The organism is Peribacillus sp. NPDC097295 (assembly GCF_044761665.1).
Taxonomy (GTDB): Bacteria; Bacillota; Bacilli; order Bacillales; family DSM-1321; genus Peribacillus.
The window spans coordinates 150,457-168,695 of record NZ_JBIWCW010000003.1 but is presented as its reverse complement, the minus strand read 5'-3'; the positions used below and the strand labels follow the sequence as shown (position 1 = coordinate 168,695).

The 18,239-nt window shown below is 40.9% G+C and carries 17 protein-coding genes and 1 riboswitch; of the genes, 7 read left to right on the top strand and 10 right to left on the bottom strand.

Annotated features, from left to right (window positions below; all coding sequences use genetic code 11):
• Nucleotides 1-30: 30 nt before the first annotated feature.
• Nucleotides 31-1,077 carry a sporulation integral membrane protein YtvI gene (gene ytvI, locus ACIQXN_RS07110; RefSeq protein ID WP_402963828.1) on the bottom strand — a complete coding sequence of 349 codons (1,047 nt, stop codon included), beginning with the start codon at nt 1,075-1,077 and terminating at the stop codon, nt 31-33.
• A gap of 122 nt (nt 1,078-1,199) precedes the next feature.
• Here ytvI and ACIQXN_RS07105 point away from each other — a divergent pair, with 122 nt between their 5' ends.
• Both ACIQXN_RS07105 and ACIQXN_RS07100 read left to right on the top strand, forming a co-directional pair.
• On the top strand, nt 1,200-1,403 hold the full coding sequence (locus ACIQXN_RS07105; RefSeq protein ID WP_402963825.1) for a hypothetical protein: 204 nt from the start codon (nt 1,200-1,202) through the stop codon (nt 1,401-1,403).
• A gap of 323 nt (nt 1,404-1,726) precedes the next feature.
• A complete protein-coding gene (locus ACIQXN_RS07100) occupies nt 1,727-2,149 on the top strand; it encodes a MarR family winged helix-turn-helix transcriptional regulator (protein ID WP_402963822.1) in 423 nt (140 codons plus the stop codon).
• 8 nt (nt 2,150-2,157) lie between these two features.
• Here the strand turns inward: ACIQXN_RS07100 and pdxR are convergent, their stop codons facing one another.
• On the bottom strand, nt 2,158-3,543 hold the full coding sequence (gene pdxR / locus ACIQXN_RS07095) for a MocR-like pyridoxine biosynthesis transcription factor PdxR (protein ID WP_402963819.1): 1,386 nt from the start codon (nt 3,541-3,543) through the stop codon (nt 2,158-2,160).
• A 106-nt stretch (nt 3,544-3,649) separates the two neighbouring features.
• On the opposite strand from pdxR, the gene ACIQXN_RS07090 reads away from it, so the two are divergent.
• A complete protein-coding gene (locus ACIQXN_RS07090) occupies nt 3,650-4,228 on the top strand; it encodes a GNAT family N-acetyltransferase (protein WP_402963816.1) in 579 nt (192 codons plus the stop codon).
• Nucleotides 4,229-4,268: 40 nt separating this feature from the next.
• On the opposite strand, the gene ACIQXN_RS07085 is transcribed toward ACIQXN_RS07090, so the two are convergent.
• From ACIQXN_RS07085 to ACIQXN_RS07075, 3 genes are read right to left on the bottom strand one after another with little or no spacing between them, the layout of a single operon-like run.
• Nucleotides 4,269-4,433, bottom strand: a complete 165-nt coding sequence (locus ACIQXN_RS07085; RefSeq protein WP_402963813.1) for a hypothetical protein — start codon at nt 4,431-4,433, stop codon at nt 4,269-4,271.
• 43 nt (nt 4,434-4,476) lie between these two features.
• Nucleotides 4,477-4,938, bottom strand: a complete 462-nt coding sequence (locus ACIQXN_RS07080) for a GNAT family N-acetyltransferase (protein WP_402964666.1) — start codon at nt 4,936-4,938, stop codon at nt 4,477-4,479.
• Between the two features lie 2 nt (nt 4,939-4,940).
• Complete coding sequence (locus ACIQXN_RS07075; protein WP_402964663.1) at nt 4,941-5,948, bottom strand: nitronate monooxygenase; 1,008 nt, start codon at nt 5,946-5,948, stop codon at nt 4,941-4,943.
• A gap of 158 nt (nt 5,949-6,106) precedes the next feature.
• On the opposite strand from ACIQXN_RS07075, the gene trhO reads away from it, so the two are divergent.
• The gene (trhO, locus tag ACIQXN_RS07070; protein WP_402963810.1) at nt 6,107-7,072 is read left to right on the top strand and encodes an oxygen-dependent tRNA uridine(34) hydroxylase TrhO; all 966 of its coding nucleotides are present in this window, start codon (nt 6,107-6,109) and stop codon (nt 7,070-7,072) included.
• A gap of 299 nt (nt 7,073-7,371) precedes the next feature.
• Here the strand turns inward: trhO and ACIQXN_RS07065 are convergent, their stop codons facing one another.
• The 4 genes from ACIQXN_RS07065 to ACIQXN_RS07050 form a co-directional block, all read right to left on the bottom strand.
• A complete protein-coding gene (locus ACIQXN_RS07065; RefSeq protein ID WP_402963807.1) occupies nt 7,372-8,004 on the bottom strand; it encodes a superoxide dismutase family protein in 633 nt (210 codons plus the stop codon).
• Between the two features lie 170 nt (nt 8,005-8,174).
• Nucleotides 8,175-9,479, bottom strand: a complete 1,305-nt coding sequence (locus tag ACIQXN_RS07060; protein WP_402963804.1) for a CitMHS family transporter — start codon at nt 9,477-9,479, stop codon at nt 8,175-8,177.
• A gap of 1,297 nt (nt 9,480-10,776) precedes the next feature.
• Nucleotides 10,777-11,310, bottom strand: a complete 534-nt coding sequence (locus ACIQXN_RS07055; protein ID WP_402963801.1) for a hypothetical protein — start codon at nt 11,308-11,310, stop codon at nt 10,777-10,779.
• A 32-nt stretch (nt 11,311-11,342) separates the two neighbouring features.
• A complete protein-coding gene (locus ACIQXN_RS07050; protein ID WP_402963798.1) occupies nt 11,343-12,386 on the bottom strand; it encodes an IS1595 family transposase in 1,044 nt (347 codons plus the stop codon).
• Nucleotides 12,387-12,635: 249 nt separating this feature from the next.
• Here ACIQXN_RS07050 and ACIQXN_RS07045 point away from each other — a divergent pair, with 249 nt between their 5' ends.
• Nucleotides 12,636-14,084, top strand: a complete 1,449-nt coding sequence (locus ACIQXN_RS07045) for a SulP family inorganic anion transporter (RefSeq protein WP_402963795.1) — start codon at nt 12,636-12,638, stop codon at nt 14,082-14,084.
• A gap of 72 nt (nt 14,085-14,156) precedes the next feature.
• Nucleotides 14,157-14,303, top strand: coding sequence for a hypothetical protein (locus ACIQXN_RS07040; RefSeq protein ID WP_402963793.1), 147 nt, complete (start codon nt 14,157-14,159; stop codon nt 14,301-14,303).
• Between the two features lie 70 nt (nt 14,304-14,373).
• On the opposite strand, the gene ACIQXN_RS07035 is transcribed toward ACIQXN_RS07040, so the two are convergent.
• Nucleotides 14,374-15,306: a manganese-dependent inorganic pyrophosphatase gene (locus tag ACIQXN_RS07035; RefSeq protein ID WP_402963790.1), complete on the bottom strand. Its 933-nt coding sequence runs from the start codon at nt 15,304-15,306 to the stop codon at nt 14,374-14,376.
• 288 nt (nt 15,307-15,594) lie between these two features.
• Nucleotides 15,595-15,776, top strand: a riboswitch (cobalamin riboswitch).
• A 160-nt stretch (nt 15,777-15,936) separates the two neighbouring features.
• Between ACIQXN_RS07035 and ACIQXN_RS07030 the strand changes: the two genes are divergently transcribed.
• Entirely contained in the window at nt 15,937-18,201 is a 2,265-nt protein-coding gene (locus ACIQXN_RS07030; protein ID WP_402964660.1) for a ribonucleoside-diphosphate reductase subunit alpha, read from the top strand.
• The last annotated feature ends 38 nt before the right edge of the window (nt 18,202-18,239 follow it).

Below are 18,239 nucleotides of genomic sequence, written 5' to 3'. Positions count from 1 at the left end.
TAAACTCCATTAAAAATTGCTAAAGTCCGTTCATATTTTAAAATGATGAAGCTTGATTACACCCGCCTTTTTCAAGGTATTATAAACGATAAGCAAAGCAGGCCCGAGGAAAAGACCGATTACCCCGAGTACCTTAAATCCCAAGTAAAGGCTGACAAGGGAAGCTAATGGAGTTAACCCCATATTCGCTGAGTAGATTTTGGGCTCGATGATCCTTCTGACAACCGTAATGACCAGGAACAAGATAATTAACCCAATGCCAAGGTGGGGGTTACCTTGCGTCCAAACGATTATCGCCCAGGGCACGAGAACGGACCCCGTTCCCAATATCGGGAGAATATCTACGATGACAATTAAAAGGGCCAAAATAAAGGTGTATTTCACATGTAATATCCATAGTCCCGAATAGGCCATCAAGAACGTGAATAGACTCAATATTATTTGGGCCCTAATGAATCCGACCGCTGCCATACTCAAGTCTTGATAAACCATGGTGATCTTCTGATATGTTGATTCCTTTAGAAAAGAGATTAACTTTTTCTTCAATATGGGAAGCTCTAAGCTGATTAAGAACAAAGCAATTAAATAGATTAAGAAATCAATGAAAAAAGCGGGAACGAGCGTAACGAACTGAACCATATCTTGGACAAAATCCTTCGTAAACCCTTCAAGAGCCATGACTCCTTTTTCCATCGTAAGTTCAATTGACTGAATAAGATTGGCTGGCAATGTTTGGGAGTACTGCTCCCATTGCCTAATGACAGGTAAAATGGCCGTCAGGTATAATTCCCTGACTAAACTAGGTAGTATTTCTGAATGGATAATGATTCGTTTAATTAAAACGGAAAGCAAGAAATAAATCAAGCCGATTACTCCACCTACATAAATAATGAAGGTTATCATTACGCCCCAAAGGCGAGGTACCTTTAACATTTTACTAATAAAGTTGACTAAACCATCTAACATGATCGCGGTCAATAAAGCGAAAATCAGCGCCCACGAATAAGGAATTAAAAATATAATTCCGATAAGGATAGCCAGCCTCCAAAACCAGCGAAAAAATATAGCTATCTTCACTCCTCACACCCTCCTTGCCTTATTCTCCTATATTTATGAAGCAATTCCCCATATATTTCGTTTCTACGTTTTATTTTCTCAAATAAAGGGAAAAGACAAGCAAAGAGATGGAGGGATCGATAATGGACAACAAAGACAAAGATAAGATCTTGGAAGAACGGAATGATAAATCCAAAGCCTTTAAAGAAAACCAAGAAAAACAGCTAGAACGTGACCAAGTTGTCATGCCCATTGACGATTTGCCGCTGGAAGATATTAAATACGAACATGAAGAAGAACGAAATAAAGAGGAAACCAAGCATCGTTCCTCAAGCGAAAGAATCTAACCCCTAAAAAAAACCAGCAGGTCGCTGGTTTTTTTTTTAGGTTGATTTTATGCACGAAAGAGTTGATTAAAATTTCCCATGCTTTGAAAGACCACTTAAAATTCCCGCATGTTTGTCGTATAATACAAAGTGCCATCCACTTTCCGATACTTATTTATGTTCAATTAGTCACAAAGTATAAGAATAGGTAGGATACTACCTTACATGTCTTGAAGATAAAATCTCTTGCGAGTAAAATGACCCGTATGCACTTTTCTTTATCATAGACTTTTACCATTTATAAATTATAATGAAGTGGCCGCTCATTATGAAGGAGAAATTATATGACAACAAAACAAAATCAGCTATTTCATCAACATTTACAATTATCTAGATCAATCGTAAAAAATATGAACGAACAAATCACTAGCCTTAACATTTACCATAACCAATGGACCATCTTGAATTATTTAAAGAACTGCGGATATACAACCATCAATGACATATCCAATTACTTGGATGTTGGTAGTGTCATCATTACCCGTTCCGTGAACAGTATGGAAGAGAATCATTTGATCAAGCAAGTACCTGGAAAAGATGAAGAGGAAAAACGCATTGAACTGACAGCCAGAGGAAAAGAAGTACATATGAAATGCATGAAGATTGCGGATAAAATTGAAGGAAAAGCCTTAGAAGGCATTTCCGAGGAAGAGCAGGACTTATTTTTCCAGACATTGCTTAAGATTCTAAATAATATTAGAGCTTAATTGTTTAGCTAAAGCCAAGCTTTTTTCAAAAGGAAAATCCCTTCTTTGATTTCCATTTCGGATAAGCCTCCATATCCCATTAAGATAGTTGGTTTGTTTATTTTTTTAGAATGATATACCGAAGTCGGATATACTTTCACCCCTACTTTTGCAGCGGATTGAATGAGTTCGGTTTCAGATTTGTTAAGGGTAACTTGCAGTAGGACATGCAATCCTGACTTCTCACCTATTACGGTAATGCCATCAGGGAACGTTTCTTCCAGGGCAGCAAGTAACACCTGATTCTTTTTTCGGTACAGTATTCTCATTCTATTCAGGTGCCGTTCCCAATGGCCACCTTTCATAAAAAGACAGACCGTTTCTTGAACCACTTTGGAAATGGTCTGTTTGTATCCTTGCAATTTATCGTGATAAAGCTTGGTTAACCCGGGGGGAAGGACCATATAACCTGCTCTAATCGTAGGAATCAACGATTTTGAGAACGTCCCTAAATAAATGACCCTTCCACATGCATCCAGGCCTTGCAAGGACGGAATAGGTCTACCTTCATGTCGGAATTCCCCATCATAGTCATCTTCAATAATATAGCCATTGCACTCCTTAGCCCATTTTAATAATTCCACCCTTCTTGAAATGGGCATGATCATCCCTAAAGGGAATTGATGGGAAGGTGTGACGTAGGCGATATCGGCATGGCTTTCCTTTAAGGACTCCACACTCAACCCGTTCTCATCACATGGAATGAACCTCATTTCAGCTCCCTCCACTTTCAATACCTCCCTTACCCGATGGAATCCGGGGTCCTCCAGCCCAAATACACGCTCCTTACCAAGAAGGAGCCGTAGAAGGTGAATCATATACTGTGTCCCTGCCCCCAAAACGATTTGATCGGGAACACAACGAACCCCTCTTGACTGAAATAGGTAAGTTGCAATTTCTTCTCGAAGTCCGGGCTCCCCTTGGGGATCGCCACTGATGAACAACTCTCTTTCCTGAAGATATAATGTTTTATTCAGGCACTTTTTCCATACGGAATGTGGGAAGTAGTCCACATCAACGCTGCCATGATTGAAATCTATCATGGCCGTTTCACATTGTGATGTCTCTCCTACCCTTCCTACTTGCTCCTTAATGGGAAAAATGGGATCGATATCCGCTACAAAATATCCTTTTCTCACACGGCTTTCCACATACCCTTCCGCAATTAACTGCTGATAGGCTGTATCTACTGTATTCAAGCCAATACCAAAGTGAGCGGCTAATTTTCGTTTAGAAGGTAATTTCATTCCAGCCTTTATTTGTCCATTCTGAATTTCCACTTTGAAATATTCATATAGCTGAGCATATAACGGTACATTTTTTGTTCTTTTAAGATGAAAAGTGATTTCGAACACCGAATCCCCCCTTTATACTGGTTCCATAAATTATACCAGTTCTGGTCCTTATTGCAGAACCAGATACTCTCTATAATCAAGATATCAAGTATAAGGAGGAGTAAGCATGAAGCCGATTGAATTGACCGGGAAATACGTGTCACTGGTACCCATGTTGGAAAAACATATCGAGCCGATCTACACAGCCTCTCTCCCCACCGAAATCTGGGAATGGAGCGCCACGAAGATTTTGTCTCATCAAGACGCTGTAGACTTTGTACAAGAAGGCATTCTAGCGAGGGAAAAGAAGCAACACTATCCCTTTGTCGTAATCGATTCTTTGACTGACTCAGTCATTGGCAGCACCTCCCTAAGGGATATCCAATTTGACAATCAGACAGTGGAAATCGGATCGACTTGGTATCACCCTTCCAAATGGAGAACCGCCATCAACACCGAATGCAAATACCTGCTTTTACAGCATGCCTTTGAGAATTGGCATATGAATCGGGTCGAATTCAGGACGGATGAATTGAACCGTAAGTCACGTGCGGCCATAGTAAGGCTTGGGGCTATAGAAGAAGGGATGTTACGAAAAGATAGGAAACTGAAAGATGGTAGAGTCCGTAACACCATGGTATACAGTATTCTTCAAGAAGAATGGCCGGCCGTGAAGCAAAAGTTGGAAGGATTTTTGGAAAGATGAATAAAGAGAGTGCCCACTCGTTTGGACACTCTCCACTCAATTATTTTCCGGATGAATCTTTATGAAATACACCCTGATTCTTCTCCCTTTTCATCAATGTTTCATTCTGCTTTTTAGTGGACCGAATGAATATAAACACAACAATAGCGAAAAAAAGGGGCATAAGGAACGCAAATAAAAGATAAATCGCATCTCCAAAGAACATGGAATTTCCTCCTATAACCAATATATGATGAATCACGGTTGACTTATTTTATCCCGATGGTTTGCGATAAACGAATCATGTCTCGGCACTGGATTCCATTTTCATATATGGCCTCCGGATAATTCCTCGTGAAAAAATCTTGATCGATAGTCGTTATTCTAAATCCACATTTTTGATAAAGGGCAAGTTGCCCTATTCCCGAATTACCCGTACCGATTTCAATTGTGACATACCCCTGTGATCTAGCATGATCAATCGCATGATTGACCAATCGTTTCCCTAGGCCTTTGCCTTGGTATGGTTCCGCAACAGCAACGTTGACGATCTCCACTGCTTCAGCGGTTAATTCCAGCAATACATACACGCCTATTATCTGACCGTGCAGTTCAGCGACAATGCATGCTCCCCTTTCCAAATAGGCCTTCACCAACTCTTCTGAAGGATCTGCCAATAGCAGCAAATCCATTGGCGGTACCTCATTTGGGTATAAGTTTCTCATCTCCATTTTCATTCGCTTTTCATTTCCTCAACCAGTTTTTCCATCAATTGCGAAGCAGGAAGCTCTCTACTTCGCCTGTGACCTTGACCTGCCCAAAGAGCCATCAATTCAGGTTGTTCTTTCTGCCCTGCCACCTTCCGCATTTGTTTCGTCATGTGATGTACATGAGGATAGGCGTTCGGGGCTTCCCTGTCATATTCCTCTAAAAAACGATTCACTAACCCTCTTGCCCGGCGACCGCTAAAAGCTCGGGTAATCGCCGTTTTAGAGAACCGGGAATCATGAAGAGCTGCCTTATGAGCAGGGCTGGCGCCACTTTCCGGACATCGTAGAAAAGCGGTGCCCAGTTGTGCCGCCACTGCACCGGCGGCAAGGACTGCAGTGATATCTTTTCCTTCCATCAATCCTCCTGCAGCAATCATCGGAACGTTACTTTCTTTTTTTATCATCTTGATCAATTCTATAAGGCCTTGATCACCTTCTGTCTGGTTTTCAAAACTTGCTCGATGTCCTCCGGCCTCGATCCCTTGTGCACAAAGAATGTCCGCTCCAGCTGCAACCGCAATTTTTGCTTCATCAAGGTTCGTTACCGATATGGCAACAAGCGAACCCGCTTCTTGGAGTTCCTTGATTATGCGTGATTCAGGACAACCGAACGTGAAACTCACTATGGCGACCCGGAGTTCCTTTAAGGCGGTGATTTTACTGTCCCAGTCATCATCATCGGTAGTGGCTTGCCCAATTAAAACCCCGACACTCTGCGCCTCTTTTTGTATTTTTTCACGATAGGCTAATAATACCGCTTCATCCACAACCTCTTTACTTGGGACAAAAACATTCACGCCAAAAGGTCGATCCGTCAACCGAAGAGTCTCTTCTATTTCACTTACCATTTCTCCTGCAGTTTTATAACCGGCTGCGAGAAATCCTATTCCTCCTGCATTACTTACCGTAGCAGCAAGCTTCGGTGTGGACGCCCCTCCAGCCATGGGAGCTTGTATGATGGGATATTCCATTAAATTTTGAAGCACTTTAACGCGTCCCCTTTCATTTTTCATCATTCACTTATCAAAGTTATATTTTCTTGGTATAATGATTGTCTGTAAGAGAAAAAGTGTCTTAACTGATCACCCTTTATATCTTGCAAATATAAAACATAGGTGGTAATTAAAAAATGGAAACAAAACCATATAGAGTCTTACTGTATTACTTCTATACACCGATCGAGAACCACGTGGAGTTCGCCGCGGAACATCTTGCGGCTTGTAAAGAGCTTGAACTGAAAGGCCGGATTCTAGTTGCCCAAGAAGGAATTAATGGTACGGTTTCAGGTACGATCGAACAAACAAACAAATACATGGACATGATGAAAAGCGATCCCCGCTTTGCCGATATGGTCTATAAAATCGATGAAGCCGATGGCCATGCTTTCAAAAAAATGCATGTCCGTCCAAAAAATGAACTGGTTACGCTTCGATTGGAAGATGACATCGATCCAAACCAGACGACAGGGAATTATTTAAGCCCAAAAGAATTTTACGAGCAAATGCAAGATGAAAATACAGTCGTACTTGATGCGCGAAATGACTATGAATTTGATTTAGGTCACTTCCGCGGCGCAATCAAGCCCGATATCACGAATTTCCGCGAACTTCCGGATTGGGTGCGCGAAAATAAAGAGATGTTTGAAGGTAAAAAAATCCTTACGTACTGCACAGGCGGAATCCGTTGCGAGAAATTCTCTGGATGGCTTGTCAAAGAAGGCTTTGAAGATGTCAGCCAGCTTCACGGTGGCATCGCAACGTACGGAAAAGACCCTGAAGTTCAAGGCGATCTTTGGGATGGGCAAATGTATGTATTCGATCAAAGAATCGCCGTTCCAATCAATCAAAAGGAACATGTCATTGTCGGCCGGGATATATACTCTGGTGAACCATGTGAACGCTATGTAAACTGCGCGAACCCGGAGTGTAACAAGAAGATCCTTTGCAGTGAAGAAAACGAGCACAAGCATTTACGTAGCTGTTCCCACGAATGCCGGGTCCATCCTCGTAACCGCTATGTGGTCGAGCATAACTTATCTGAAGAAGAAGTGTCAGAACGACTACAACTTATTAAAGAAACCACTACAGCAGAATAAAAACTTGCAAACCCGAATTAGGAGACCATTGACTCTGTTCGGGTTTTTCTTCTTCCCTCTCCTCCTTACTTCTATATCAAAATAGAAAAAACCTTTTTTTAAGACTATTTTTGAAGCTATATTCTAATTTTCTGTGTGCCGTTTGGTAGAATCATCGGTTTGTATGGTCGAATTCATCCATAATCGCTGACTACTAGTAAAGGGCGACCAAATTGGCCGCCCCACTCTATCTTTCTTTTTCATCCTCTTTAGAACCCAACCCTATTAAAGCGATTCATCCGTAGAAAAGGCTCATGCGCTTATTTATTTTCATCCACACTAACAACAATCCCGCAGGCTTGCCTATCACCGGCATCCCCCGTTTTCAACGTGCCTTCATTCGGTCCCTTTTCACCATCGGCTTCGTAATGGTCAGGGATATTGGCAAAGTTGTCAGGATTTGCGTGTACGACGACAGACAGCTCTTCTTGCTTCAGTTGCTCCACTGTCATGTTATCCAAGGTGGCGGTATATTTGGCCGTTCCATCATCTTTAGCAAACAGAGGAAGCATATCACCAGCATGCTTGGCGTGATTTTCGTCCGTTGGGTTAAAGTGGCCCCCCGCAGTAGTGAAAGGACCTTCCTTTGCGTCTGCTTCACATGAAGCATTTTCATGCACATGGAAGCCATGATAACCTGGTTCTAAACCTTCTAGGACCGCCTCGATCAAGACCGAACTCTCTTCCGCGGAAAAATTGACAGTACCTAATGTTTTACCCTCGGCATCTTTGACTTCCGCCTTCGCTTGAGGATCCACTTCAGTCTGTACTCCTTGTACTGGTTTCGCATCTTCCGCGCTTTTTTCCGTATCCGTTGAATGATCCTCTGAATTGCATCCATACAATAAAAAGGCAGCGCATATAGGCATCATCAGCTTTTGCTTATAGTTCATCGTCAGTTCCCTCTCTCTCATTAATTATGTATAGTCTTCTTAATCATTTCCACTATTTTGAAAGTGTAAACAGAGAGAGGGATAAATAGGGATTTAGATTTTGCCTGCATAGTGCTCCCTTACTAATAACACAGTAAAAGATTTCTTTTCATAGTTTATTAGACGCACATTTATAATGGAATCACACCAAGAGTGATGGCCACAATCGTCATAACCACCGTTGTCCCACACGCCCATTTGAATAAGAACTTTTGATGATCACCAAAGTCAACACCAACAAGCCCAATCAGTATGAATGTGGCTGGAACCAAGGGTGATAAAGGAAAGCCTGTTGTTGAATGTCCTAATAAAGCAGCCCTCCCTATTTCCACTGGAGCAATACCGAAGTTCGCTGCAGTTTCACTAATAATAGGAATGATCCCAAAGTAATAAGCATCTGGTGAAAAAATGAACCCCATCGGAATGCTGGTAAGTGCTACAAGAACAGGTAAATGAGCACCCAACCACTCTGGTATAACGGCTACAATGGAAGATGCCATCGAATCCATCATTTTTGTTTCAGTGAAGACCCCCGTAAAAATTCCTGCTGCAAAAATGAGTGTACATATCATCACAAAACTATTGGCATGACTTAAAATCCTTTCCTGCTGCTCTTTTGGATTCGGAAAGTTAATAAATAAAGCGATGGCAAAAGCTGAGGCGAATAAGATTTGTAGAGGCAACACTTCCATCACCAAAAACACCATGAGTGCTACCGTCAATAACCAATTAAACCAAAAAAGCTTGGCTGTTCCCTTAGTAGATTCAACAGCAACAGCTTGTTCTTTCCATCCGGGAAGCACGGTAGTCTGCAATTGACTGATTCCCAACCTTGCTCTTTCCTTCTTTCCAAGGATATAGGCGGAAAACAACGTCCATAACAGTCCTGAGATCATAACCGGTATGAGCGGGATGAATAAGTCTGATACTTCAACTTGCAGACTGGCCGCCGCCCTCACCAACGGACCACCCCATGGGATAATATTCATGACCCCTGCACCTAACGCAACGACACAAGCCAATATAAGTCTATTCATTCCTAATTTTATATAGAGTGGCAACATGGCTGTAACGGTGATCATGAAGGTAGAAGAACCATCTCCATCTAATCCCACTAACATCGTGATAACAGCAGTTGCCATCACCACCTTCAGAGGATCCCCTTTCACAAGGTTTAGTATCTTGGAAATCATTGGTTCAAATAAACCAACATCTAACATTAAACCAAAATATAAAATAGCAAAAACAATCATGACGGCGGTTGGCGTTACCTTCATAATCCCCGCCATCATCATGTCACCCATTTCCGACGCAAACCCACCAATCAAAGCAAAAAGGATGCCAGTAAAAATGAAAGCGACGACCACGGAAAGACGCTTTGAAATGACCAGGAAAAGAAATGTTAAAATCATACAAAACCCAATAATTGACAACATATTAAAAACCTCCCTTTAAATGAAAGTGATATTTACTAAACTAATATAAAATATTTTTATATTTCTGAAAAATCAGTTTTTTTAATTAGTATAGCATTGGAAAATTCATTAAAAAACAAGTTTTTAAATTCAACCCGAGTAACAATCCGAGAAACACCCACTCATGACCCTAGTTGACACAACGTCGTCTTTTTCGGTTTAGAGGGCATCCCCGTGAGATATCCTGAACTCTCTGAAAAAAATATATTGATTCATAGCATCGCCCAGAGTATTAGTAGTTGAAGATCCACCGGTCAATCCATCATCTATATATATAAATGATATACTCCCTACTTATTTTACACTGACTAAATAAAGTAGTATAATATACCCAGTATATTTTACCTACAAAAGAGGTGTAAACATGTATCCAACCTTCACATATTATGCAAAAGTTCATATCATCAAGGATAAGCGTTATTGTGAATGTGGAATTATTCATAACTATCGAGGAATATTCGAGAAAAAAGATTTGAAAAAGGTAAAATTCAAATCATTACCCGAGATCACCTGTAAATCCTGTCGAGAACAGTTCATACATAAAGTCCCAAACTAACTCCAGGATAGCTTTTATTGCCTGTACTTCCTCCTTCTATTTTTATAAACATTTTCATGTTTTTTTGTATATTTATAGATTTAACTCTTTTTTATGGTAAGATTATTGAAGGTGAAAAGCCACGAACCAATCACACCGAGCATTGTATTGGTAAACGGATAGCCAAGATTTATTCATTCTTGTCTTTTTTTTTCGCCTAAAATTAGCTTAAAAGAGGGTTAAAATGCTTTTTCCTACTATTAAAACGGATGAGAGACATATAGTAAAAGACAAACATACGTGTGTTTGCGGTACGAGATATAACGTATTCGCCATGTTATCCAGAAGAGACCTTAGAAAGATTATCTTCAAGCATTATAAAGAAGTAACCTGTATTGATTGTAAATCTAGCGTTATAGATAAAGAAGAATAAGCGAGCCCATACCAACTCCTCTCCCGATGCCACTTTCCATTAAACACCAACCTCATTCATAGCCATTATTCATACCCAGTGTAGAAACTCCTTAGCTGCTAATGACTTGTGAATCAAACAAAAAAAGACCATCCCAGGTCTTTTTTTGTTTGGCTCTGTTAAAGATTAATGTTGTTTAATTAGTCTCGTTAATAAGTGTGACAGTAAGTACCCATTTTAGGATAGAAAATCAAAAAGAGACAGAATCCCCTGTCTCTTAACAATTTTTAAATGCCACAATGGCATTGCTTTTACTTAACACTTGAATCATCTAACCGAATTTCAGCAACTTTACCACTATTGACACACCAAAACTCTAAAGTTATCTCTTGTTTGTGGTCAATATATCCGATAATGTCAGCTCCTTGCTCATTACTTTTGTAATATTTGTTTCCATAAAAAGAAAGAACTTTTTCTTTTGTATCACCTAACTTAATTCCTTTTGCGGTGTGGAGAGGATTATCAAATTGTTTTTTATCCGTACCAGTTATTATTAACCGCATTATAGAACCTTTATCTTTACCAGAATTAATAGAAGCAGTTTCTAATCCGCCTTTCCAATGGTAATAATCATATAAGTCATTATCTTCTTTACTTAATGGTTTGTCATACTGTGTTATAAAACTACTATTATTTATGCTTTCGTGGATTTTTACTCCTCCAATAGACTCATTGGAAAGGTTTGTAGATTTCATCAATTTCTCTGAATATGATGAAAAATAATTAAAAACTAAAACTCCTATTAATAAAATGCTGATACTTAAAGCAATTCGTTTTTTGCTCATATTCCTCCTACTTTCTTATATCAGGTACTGGTTTAATTAGTAAATCTGGATAATCTTAGATTATCATAAGTTGCATATGTCGAGAACAAGCAACTCTCAACAATCATTCGTATAACCGTAGCATCATCATTACGGTGATTAATAATGTCTAAGAATTGAAACCAACTCAAATAATTTTTAAGATATTTTGTCACTACACCATTGAATCGTTGCATCCATCCTTTTAATCTACTGTGATAGTTGTTGACATTTTGGATGTGATACAAACCTTTCACACGCTCTGTACCATCAGATTTAAAACGATAATGTTCCAGTCCTTTACTTTTTGCATAGGCAGAAAAAGCCCTCCAAACATCAGTGCAAAGAGTATTATCCGATGATAATTTAGAGCCAATAGCCTTATCCAATTGAGTTTTCACAATTCGACCTCTACCAAGTACGCCTGAATAGGTGGATTTTTGGCGGTCTCTCGCAATTAAAACACAAACTTGTTCGTGACTAATACCACGAATTTTTGAAGAACCACCACGTTTGCGAGGCTTACGCTCTTTAATGTCTTTTGTGCCTTTTTCGGAGTAAAGAAAATACGTTTCATCCATCTCAACAATTCCAGTAAACGTTTCAAAGTCCCTTTGATTGAGGGCAGACAATACTTTACGCCTCCAATAGAAAAGAGTAACGAAATGAACATTGCCAATGAGGTCTGCTGATTTGCGAAGTGAATAGCCTTCCAACATACATTTAATGAAATCTAACCATTTATCAGGCTTATGAGTACGATATAAAGGTGTAGAAGTTACATCTGAAAAAGTTTTTTGGCAATCTTTACATCGGTATCGTTGCCGTTCAACTTCTTTAAGACCGAGTTTTACCATATACCTACCGAACCGCACGACTTGCTTAGAACCACAATGTATGCAAGTGTAGCCATCTTTATTTTTACGTTCAGTCACTTCTTGGAATATGGGTTCACTTGCTGAAAATGACGCAATAGAATTTATGAAGAATTCTTTCAAACGATGTTGTTCTGCTGAATTCAATTTTTTTATCTCTGCTATTAATTCTCTTAACGTCATTTCAAACCCTCCAAATGAATGTTCTTGTATATATAACAGAACATTTGTTCGTTTTAATCAAATATCAACAGAGTTATTTAACAAAGCCTTTTGTTTAAGGTGGCAAGCCTCAAGCTTTAGACATATATGGCGAAGCCAAAACGTAAAACGGCAGGGATGCCATAGATGGAATAAAGAAGTCATGCTATAATCTAGTACGTCATAAAAGCAATTAAGAATTATCATATAAAGAAAAAAGGAAGTGTCATTGTGAATATATCTACATTAAAACAGGAGTGGTTTGGCAACGTCCGAGGGGATGTACTTTCCGGTATCGTCGTAGCCCTTGCCTTAATTCCTGAGGCGATTGCCTTCTCCATCATTGCCGGTGTTGACCCGATGGTGGGGTTATATGCTTCCTTCTGCATCGCCATTGTCATTGCCTTTGTTGGAGGGCGACCAGGCATGATTTCAGCGGCAACCGGGGCGATGGCACTCGTGATGGTTGACCTTGTTAAGGATTACGGCTTGAACTACTTGCTTGCCGCCACCATTTTAACGGGAATCCTTCAAATTCTACTGGGTGTCTTTAAGATCGGGAAGCTCATGAAATTTATACCGAAGCCTGTCATGACCGGGTTTGTGAATTCCTTGGCCATCTTGATTTTCATGGCCCAACTTACACATTTCACAGGGGAATCATGGGTCATGTATGTCATGACAGCCGGTTCACTCGCCATCATCTATCTTTTCCCACGGATAACCAAGGCCATTCCTTCGTCGCTGGTCGCAATCGTCTTCATGACCATCGTGGCTGTTGCAACTGGGGCTTCAGTAAGGACCGTAGGAGATATGGGGCATTTGAGCCAAGCTCTACCGACGTTCTTGATTCCAGATATTCCCTTAACATTCGAGACACTGGCCATCATTTTTCCTTATTCCATCGCCCTTGCGTTCGTTGGATTGTTAGAATCTTTACTGACGGCGCAAATCGTTGACGAAATGACCGATACGGATAGCAATAAAAACCGGGAAGCCAAAGGACAGGGAATCGCGAACATCGTTGCCGGATTCTTCGGCGGGATGGCAGGTTGTGCAATGATTGGACAATCCGGGATAAACATCAAGTCCGGGGGACGAGGCCGACTATCCACTTTCGTTGCCGGTGCCTTTTTGTTAACCTTGATCGTATTATTGAATGATGTCTTAATTAAAATTCCGATGGCTGCCCTTGTTGCAGTCATGATCATGGTTTCCATCGGGACCTTTGACTGGTCCTCCTTAAAAAAGCTTCGGATCACGCCTAAAACCGAGGCAATCGTCATGGTCGTGACAGTCATCGTCGTTCTTTATACACATGATTTATCCAAAGGCGTATTCGCCGGGGTAATATTAAGCATGATTTTCTTCTCGGCTAAAATTTCTAAAGTGTCGATCGAGAAAACGACAGACCAACCGGCCGAAAACATCATTTATCGGATAAAGGGACAAGTATTCTTCGCTTCGGTCCAGGACTTCATATCGAAGTTTGATCCGATGGAGAAAGCCGATTCCATTATCATTGATTTTTCCGATTCGAAAATATGGGACGCTTCAGCTGTGGATGCCGTCGAGAAAGTCGTCCTAAAATACAGGGTGCAAGGCAAAACGGTTCAGGTACTTGGCCTTGATCAGGAGAGTTCCCAGTTGCTAAAGAATCTAGCCTCTTATGTAAAGTAAACGTTACATTGCATAAAATCTTCATGAACCGCCAAACTAGAGTGAAGGATACTCTGGATTGGAGGAAGAACCATGTCAACTGATCAGGATTATACAGCCGCAGACTTATCACCGGACCTTCTCAATGAATTAAAACTCTTTGAAGGAAAAATGCGTGAGGAATCAAACAAAGAACTGATTGTGATTGCGTATGAAAAAGAAAAAGATGCATTGAATTAAAAAAAGGACTCGAAGGCCATTATAAAGTGGCATCGAGTCCTTTTTTTATAACTGTTGTAATCTGCCCGGCTTATAGCTTAGCGAAAATGTCTGTTAAAACTGGGACGATTTGTTTTTTACGTGACACGACGCCTTCTAAAACGGCGATATTGTTATTCAATGTAACGTTATAGGCTTTTTCGACCGCAAACGCTGATGTTCCAAGAGCCAAGGCTACAGAATCATTCGTTAAGATATCCGTTACCACGAATAAGAATAAATCTAGTTCTTTCGCGGCAATGACAGCCTGAATCGCTGCTTCGATTTCTGTTTGCTTTGCAAGTACTTCGTTCGGATCAACAGCATTTACTTGAGCAATCTCAACTTTTGCCGTTCCCATAGCAAATTCTTTTGCATCAAGAGTGATGAGCTGATCAATCGTTTTATCACTCAAGTCAGCTCCAGCTTTTAGCATCTCTAAACCGTATGTTTCAGCATTCACACCCGCAATTTCAGCTAATTCCATAGCCGCTGCGACGTCTTGCTCTGTGCATGTAGGGGATTTGAATAGTAAAGAATCGGAAATGATGGCTGAAAGCATAAGTCCTGCAATTGCCTTAGGCACTTCAATCCCATTTTCTTTGTAAATCTTATTTAAGATAGTAGCCGTGCAACCAACCGGTTCCGCGCGGTAATATAAAGGATCACTTGTTTCGAAATTAGCGATGCGGTGGTGGTCGATGACTTCCAATACGCGGACTTGATCGATGTCTTCAGCACTTTGTTGGCGTTCGTTATGATCGACCAAAATCACTCCATCCGCTTCCCCAGCCACTTTATCAACAAGGCGAGGTGCCTCGAATTTGAATTGGTCCAACGCATATTGCGTTTCACCATTGACTTCACCAAGACGAACTGGTTCAGTATTCACGCCCAGCTGTTTTTTTAGATCAGCATACGCGATGGCTGAACAAATAGTGTCTGTATCCGGATTTTTATGTCCAAAAACTAATATTTTTTCCACGATTTTTGCTCCTTTTTCCTAAATGATTTTCAGGGTTCTTTCTTTTCAATAAGCAGAATCCCTAGTTTTGCTATGCAATTTATTTTAACACAAAACACCTGACAATCCTCGAGGGATTTTTCGATTCCCCCCTATATTCTTTCACTATCCTCTTCCGTTATTAGACCTTGTCAATAGATATGAATCGGATTTCTTAAATATAAATGTTGAATTATCGGCACAGATGGCTTACGATTATAGAAGTATAAATACTAGATATTGACTTTTCTAACAACTCAAATAACTATATATAGAAAAAATGAACCAAGGTGCCAGAGATGGCTGAAAAGGGAATCCGGTGTGATCCCGGAACTGTCCCCGCAACTGTAAATGTGACGAAATGAGAAAACCACTGTATAGCTCTCTATACGGGAAGGACTCAAAGTAGGATGATCATGAGTCAGGAGACCTGCCTGGTTTTTTCAAGTTTCTTATTCTTCGGGGATTGAGATGATGAAACGATAGTGTAACGGCTATTTTTTCATGGCTCTTTTATCCTATCGTTTGATCCGCTCAATTTATTGGGCGGATTTTTTTTATTTACGTACGTTTTAAGGAGGAATACTCATGACTCAAACATATAACACGGCTATGGAAACCGAAACAAAATCAATCCAGCTTGATATGCTATCAAAGGATTTCGAAGACCGGCTTGATATGGACAAATTTAAAAAGCGCTTCACTAAATGGCTCGATCGAAAAAGTGATGCTTCTGAAGAACAAACATCGAAAAAACTAATACAGCTTGCCCTTGAAAGTGTCGATATCGATGCGCCTGACTGGACATTTGTCGCCGCCAGGGAACTTTTGAATACCATGTATCGCGATGCCCGGACAAATCGGGGCTATGAAGGCAGAAGCTATGGACCTTTCTATGAATTAATCAAAGAACTCTCGCAACAGCATGAAGGCCAGCGTTACCCTGTTTATAAATCGGAGCTTCTCGATTCCTACACAAAAACGGAGATCGAAGAATTGGGTTCAGTCATCAATCCGGAAAAAGATAACCTCTTTTCTTATATCGGAATCTATCTTTTGAATGACAGATACTTGGCCCGTCCAAAAAAAGACAAGGTCTATGAACTTCCTCAGGAGCGCTTCATGATCATTGCCATGGAAATCATGAGGCTTGAAAAAACGGAACATCGCCTGCAGCTTGTTAAAGAAGCGTACTGGGCCATGTCCAACCTGTATATGACGGTTGCGACCCCTACCCTCTCGAATGCCGGTAAGACCCACGGGCAATTGAGTTCATGCTTCATCGATGCGATAGAAGATTCCATCGACGGAATCTATCAATCAAACTATGATGCTGCCAAAGTTTCCAAATTCGGTGGTGGGGTCGGTCTATATGTCGGGAAAATCCGCTCGCTCGGATCTGATATCCGCGGTTTTTCCGGAAACAGTTCAGGCACGACTCCCTGGATTCGTCTCTTTAACCAAACCGCCGTCAGCGTCGATCAATTGGGTCAACGCAAAGGTGCCATTGCCATCTATATGGACGCTTGGCATAAAGACATCATGAGCTTCCTTGACTTGAAAACGCAAAACGGAGACGACCGCTTAAAAGCACATGATATTTTCACAGGCGTTTGTATCCCCGATTTGTTCATGGAAGCCGTGCGCGACAGGAAGGAATGGTATCTTTTCGATCCGCATACCGTGAAGCAGACCCTTGGGTTCTCCCTCGAAGATTTTTATGATGAGAAAAAAGGGGAAGGAAGTTTCAGGGACCATTACGCCCTCGCTGTAGAGGCCGCAGAAAATGGCGTACTTCCAGGCTATAGTTTCGAGAAAATCAACGCGATGGACATTATGAAAGGCATCATGATTTCACAATTAGAAGAAGGCGTGCCCTATATGTTCTACCGGGATGAGGTGAACAGGAAGAACCCGAATAAGCATAAAGGGATGATTTATTGTTCTAATCTTTGTACGGAAATTGCCCAGAATTTAAGCCCGTCAACGATCACCGACGAATATGAAACAGAAGATGGCGATGTCGTCGTGGTTCGCAAAAGCGGGGATTTCGTAGTCTGTAACCTTTCCTCCATCAACCTGCCCCGCGCAGTGAACAGTGATGTGTTGGAAAGACTGATCCCGATTCAGATTCGCATGCTCGATAACGTCATTGACGTGAATACCTTACCGGTCAAACAGGCATCCATTTCAAATAAACGGTACCGATCTATCGGCTTAGGAACATTCGGTTGGCATCATTTACTGGCAACCCAAAATATCTACTGGGAATCTGATGAAGCCGTTCAGTTTGCCGATACTTTATACGAAAAAATCGCTTACTTAACCATTAAGGCATCCAATGAATTGGCCAAGGAAAAAGGAAGCTATCCCTATTTCGAAGGGTCGGATTGGCATACGGGAGAGTATTTCGACCTTCGGGACTATACGGATTCAAAATGGTTGGAATTAAAAGAAGAAGTGCAGCAGCATGGCACACGAAATGGCTATTTAATGGCGATTGCCCCCAACTCATCAACGGCAAAAATCGGTCATTCCACGGATGGAATCGATCCGTTATATGAAATTGAATTTTATGAAGAGAAGAAAAACTTCAAATTCAAAGTGACCGCGCCTGGATTGACGCCTAATACGTATGAATACTATAAAAAAACGCGCTTCCATTTGGACCAAAAGGAAAGCATCAGGCAAAATGCAGCCCGCCAGCGTCATATCGACCAAGCCATTAGTTTCAATTTGTATGTACAAAACACGATCAAAGCCAAAGTGTTATTGGATATCCATCTGACAGCTTGGGAAAGTGGATTGAAATCGACTTATTATCTTCGTTCCACTTCATCCGAATACGACAATGCGTGCGAGAGCTGCTCTAGTTAACTAGCTTGATCGGAATTAATTTTTGAAGGAGACTTTAC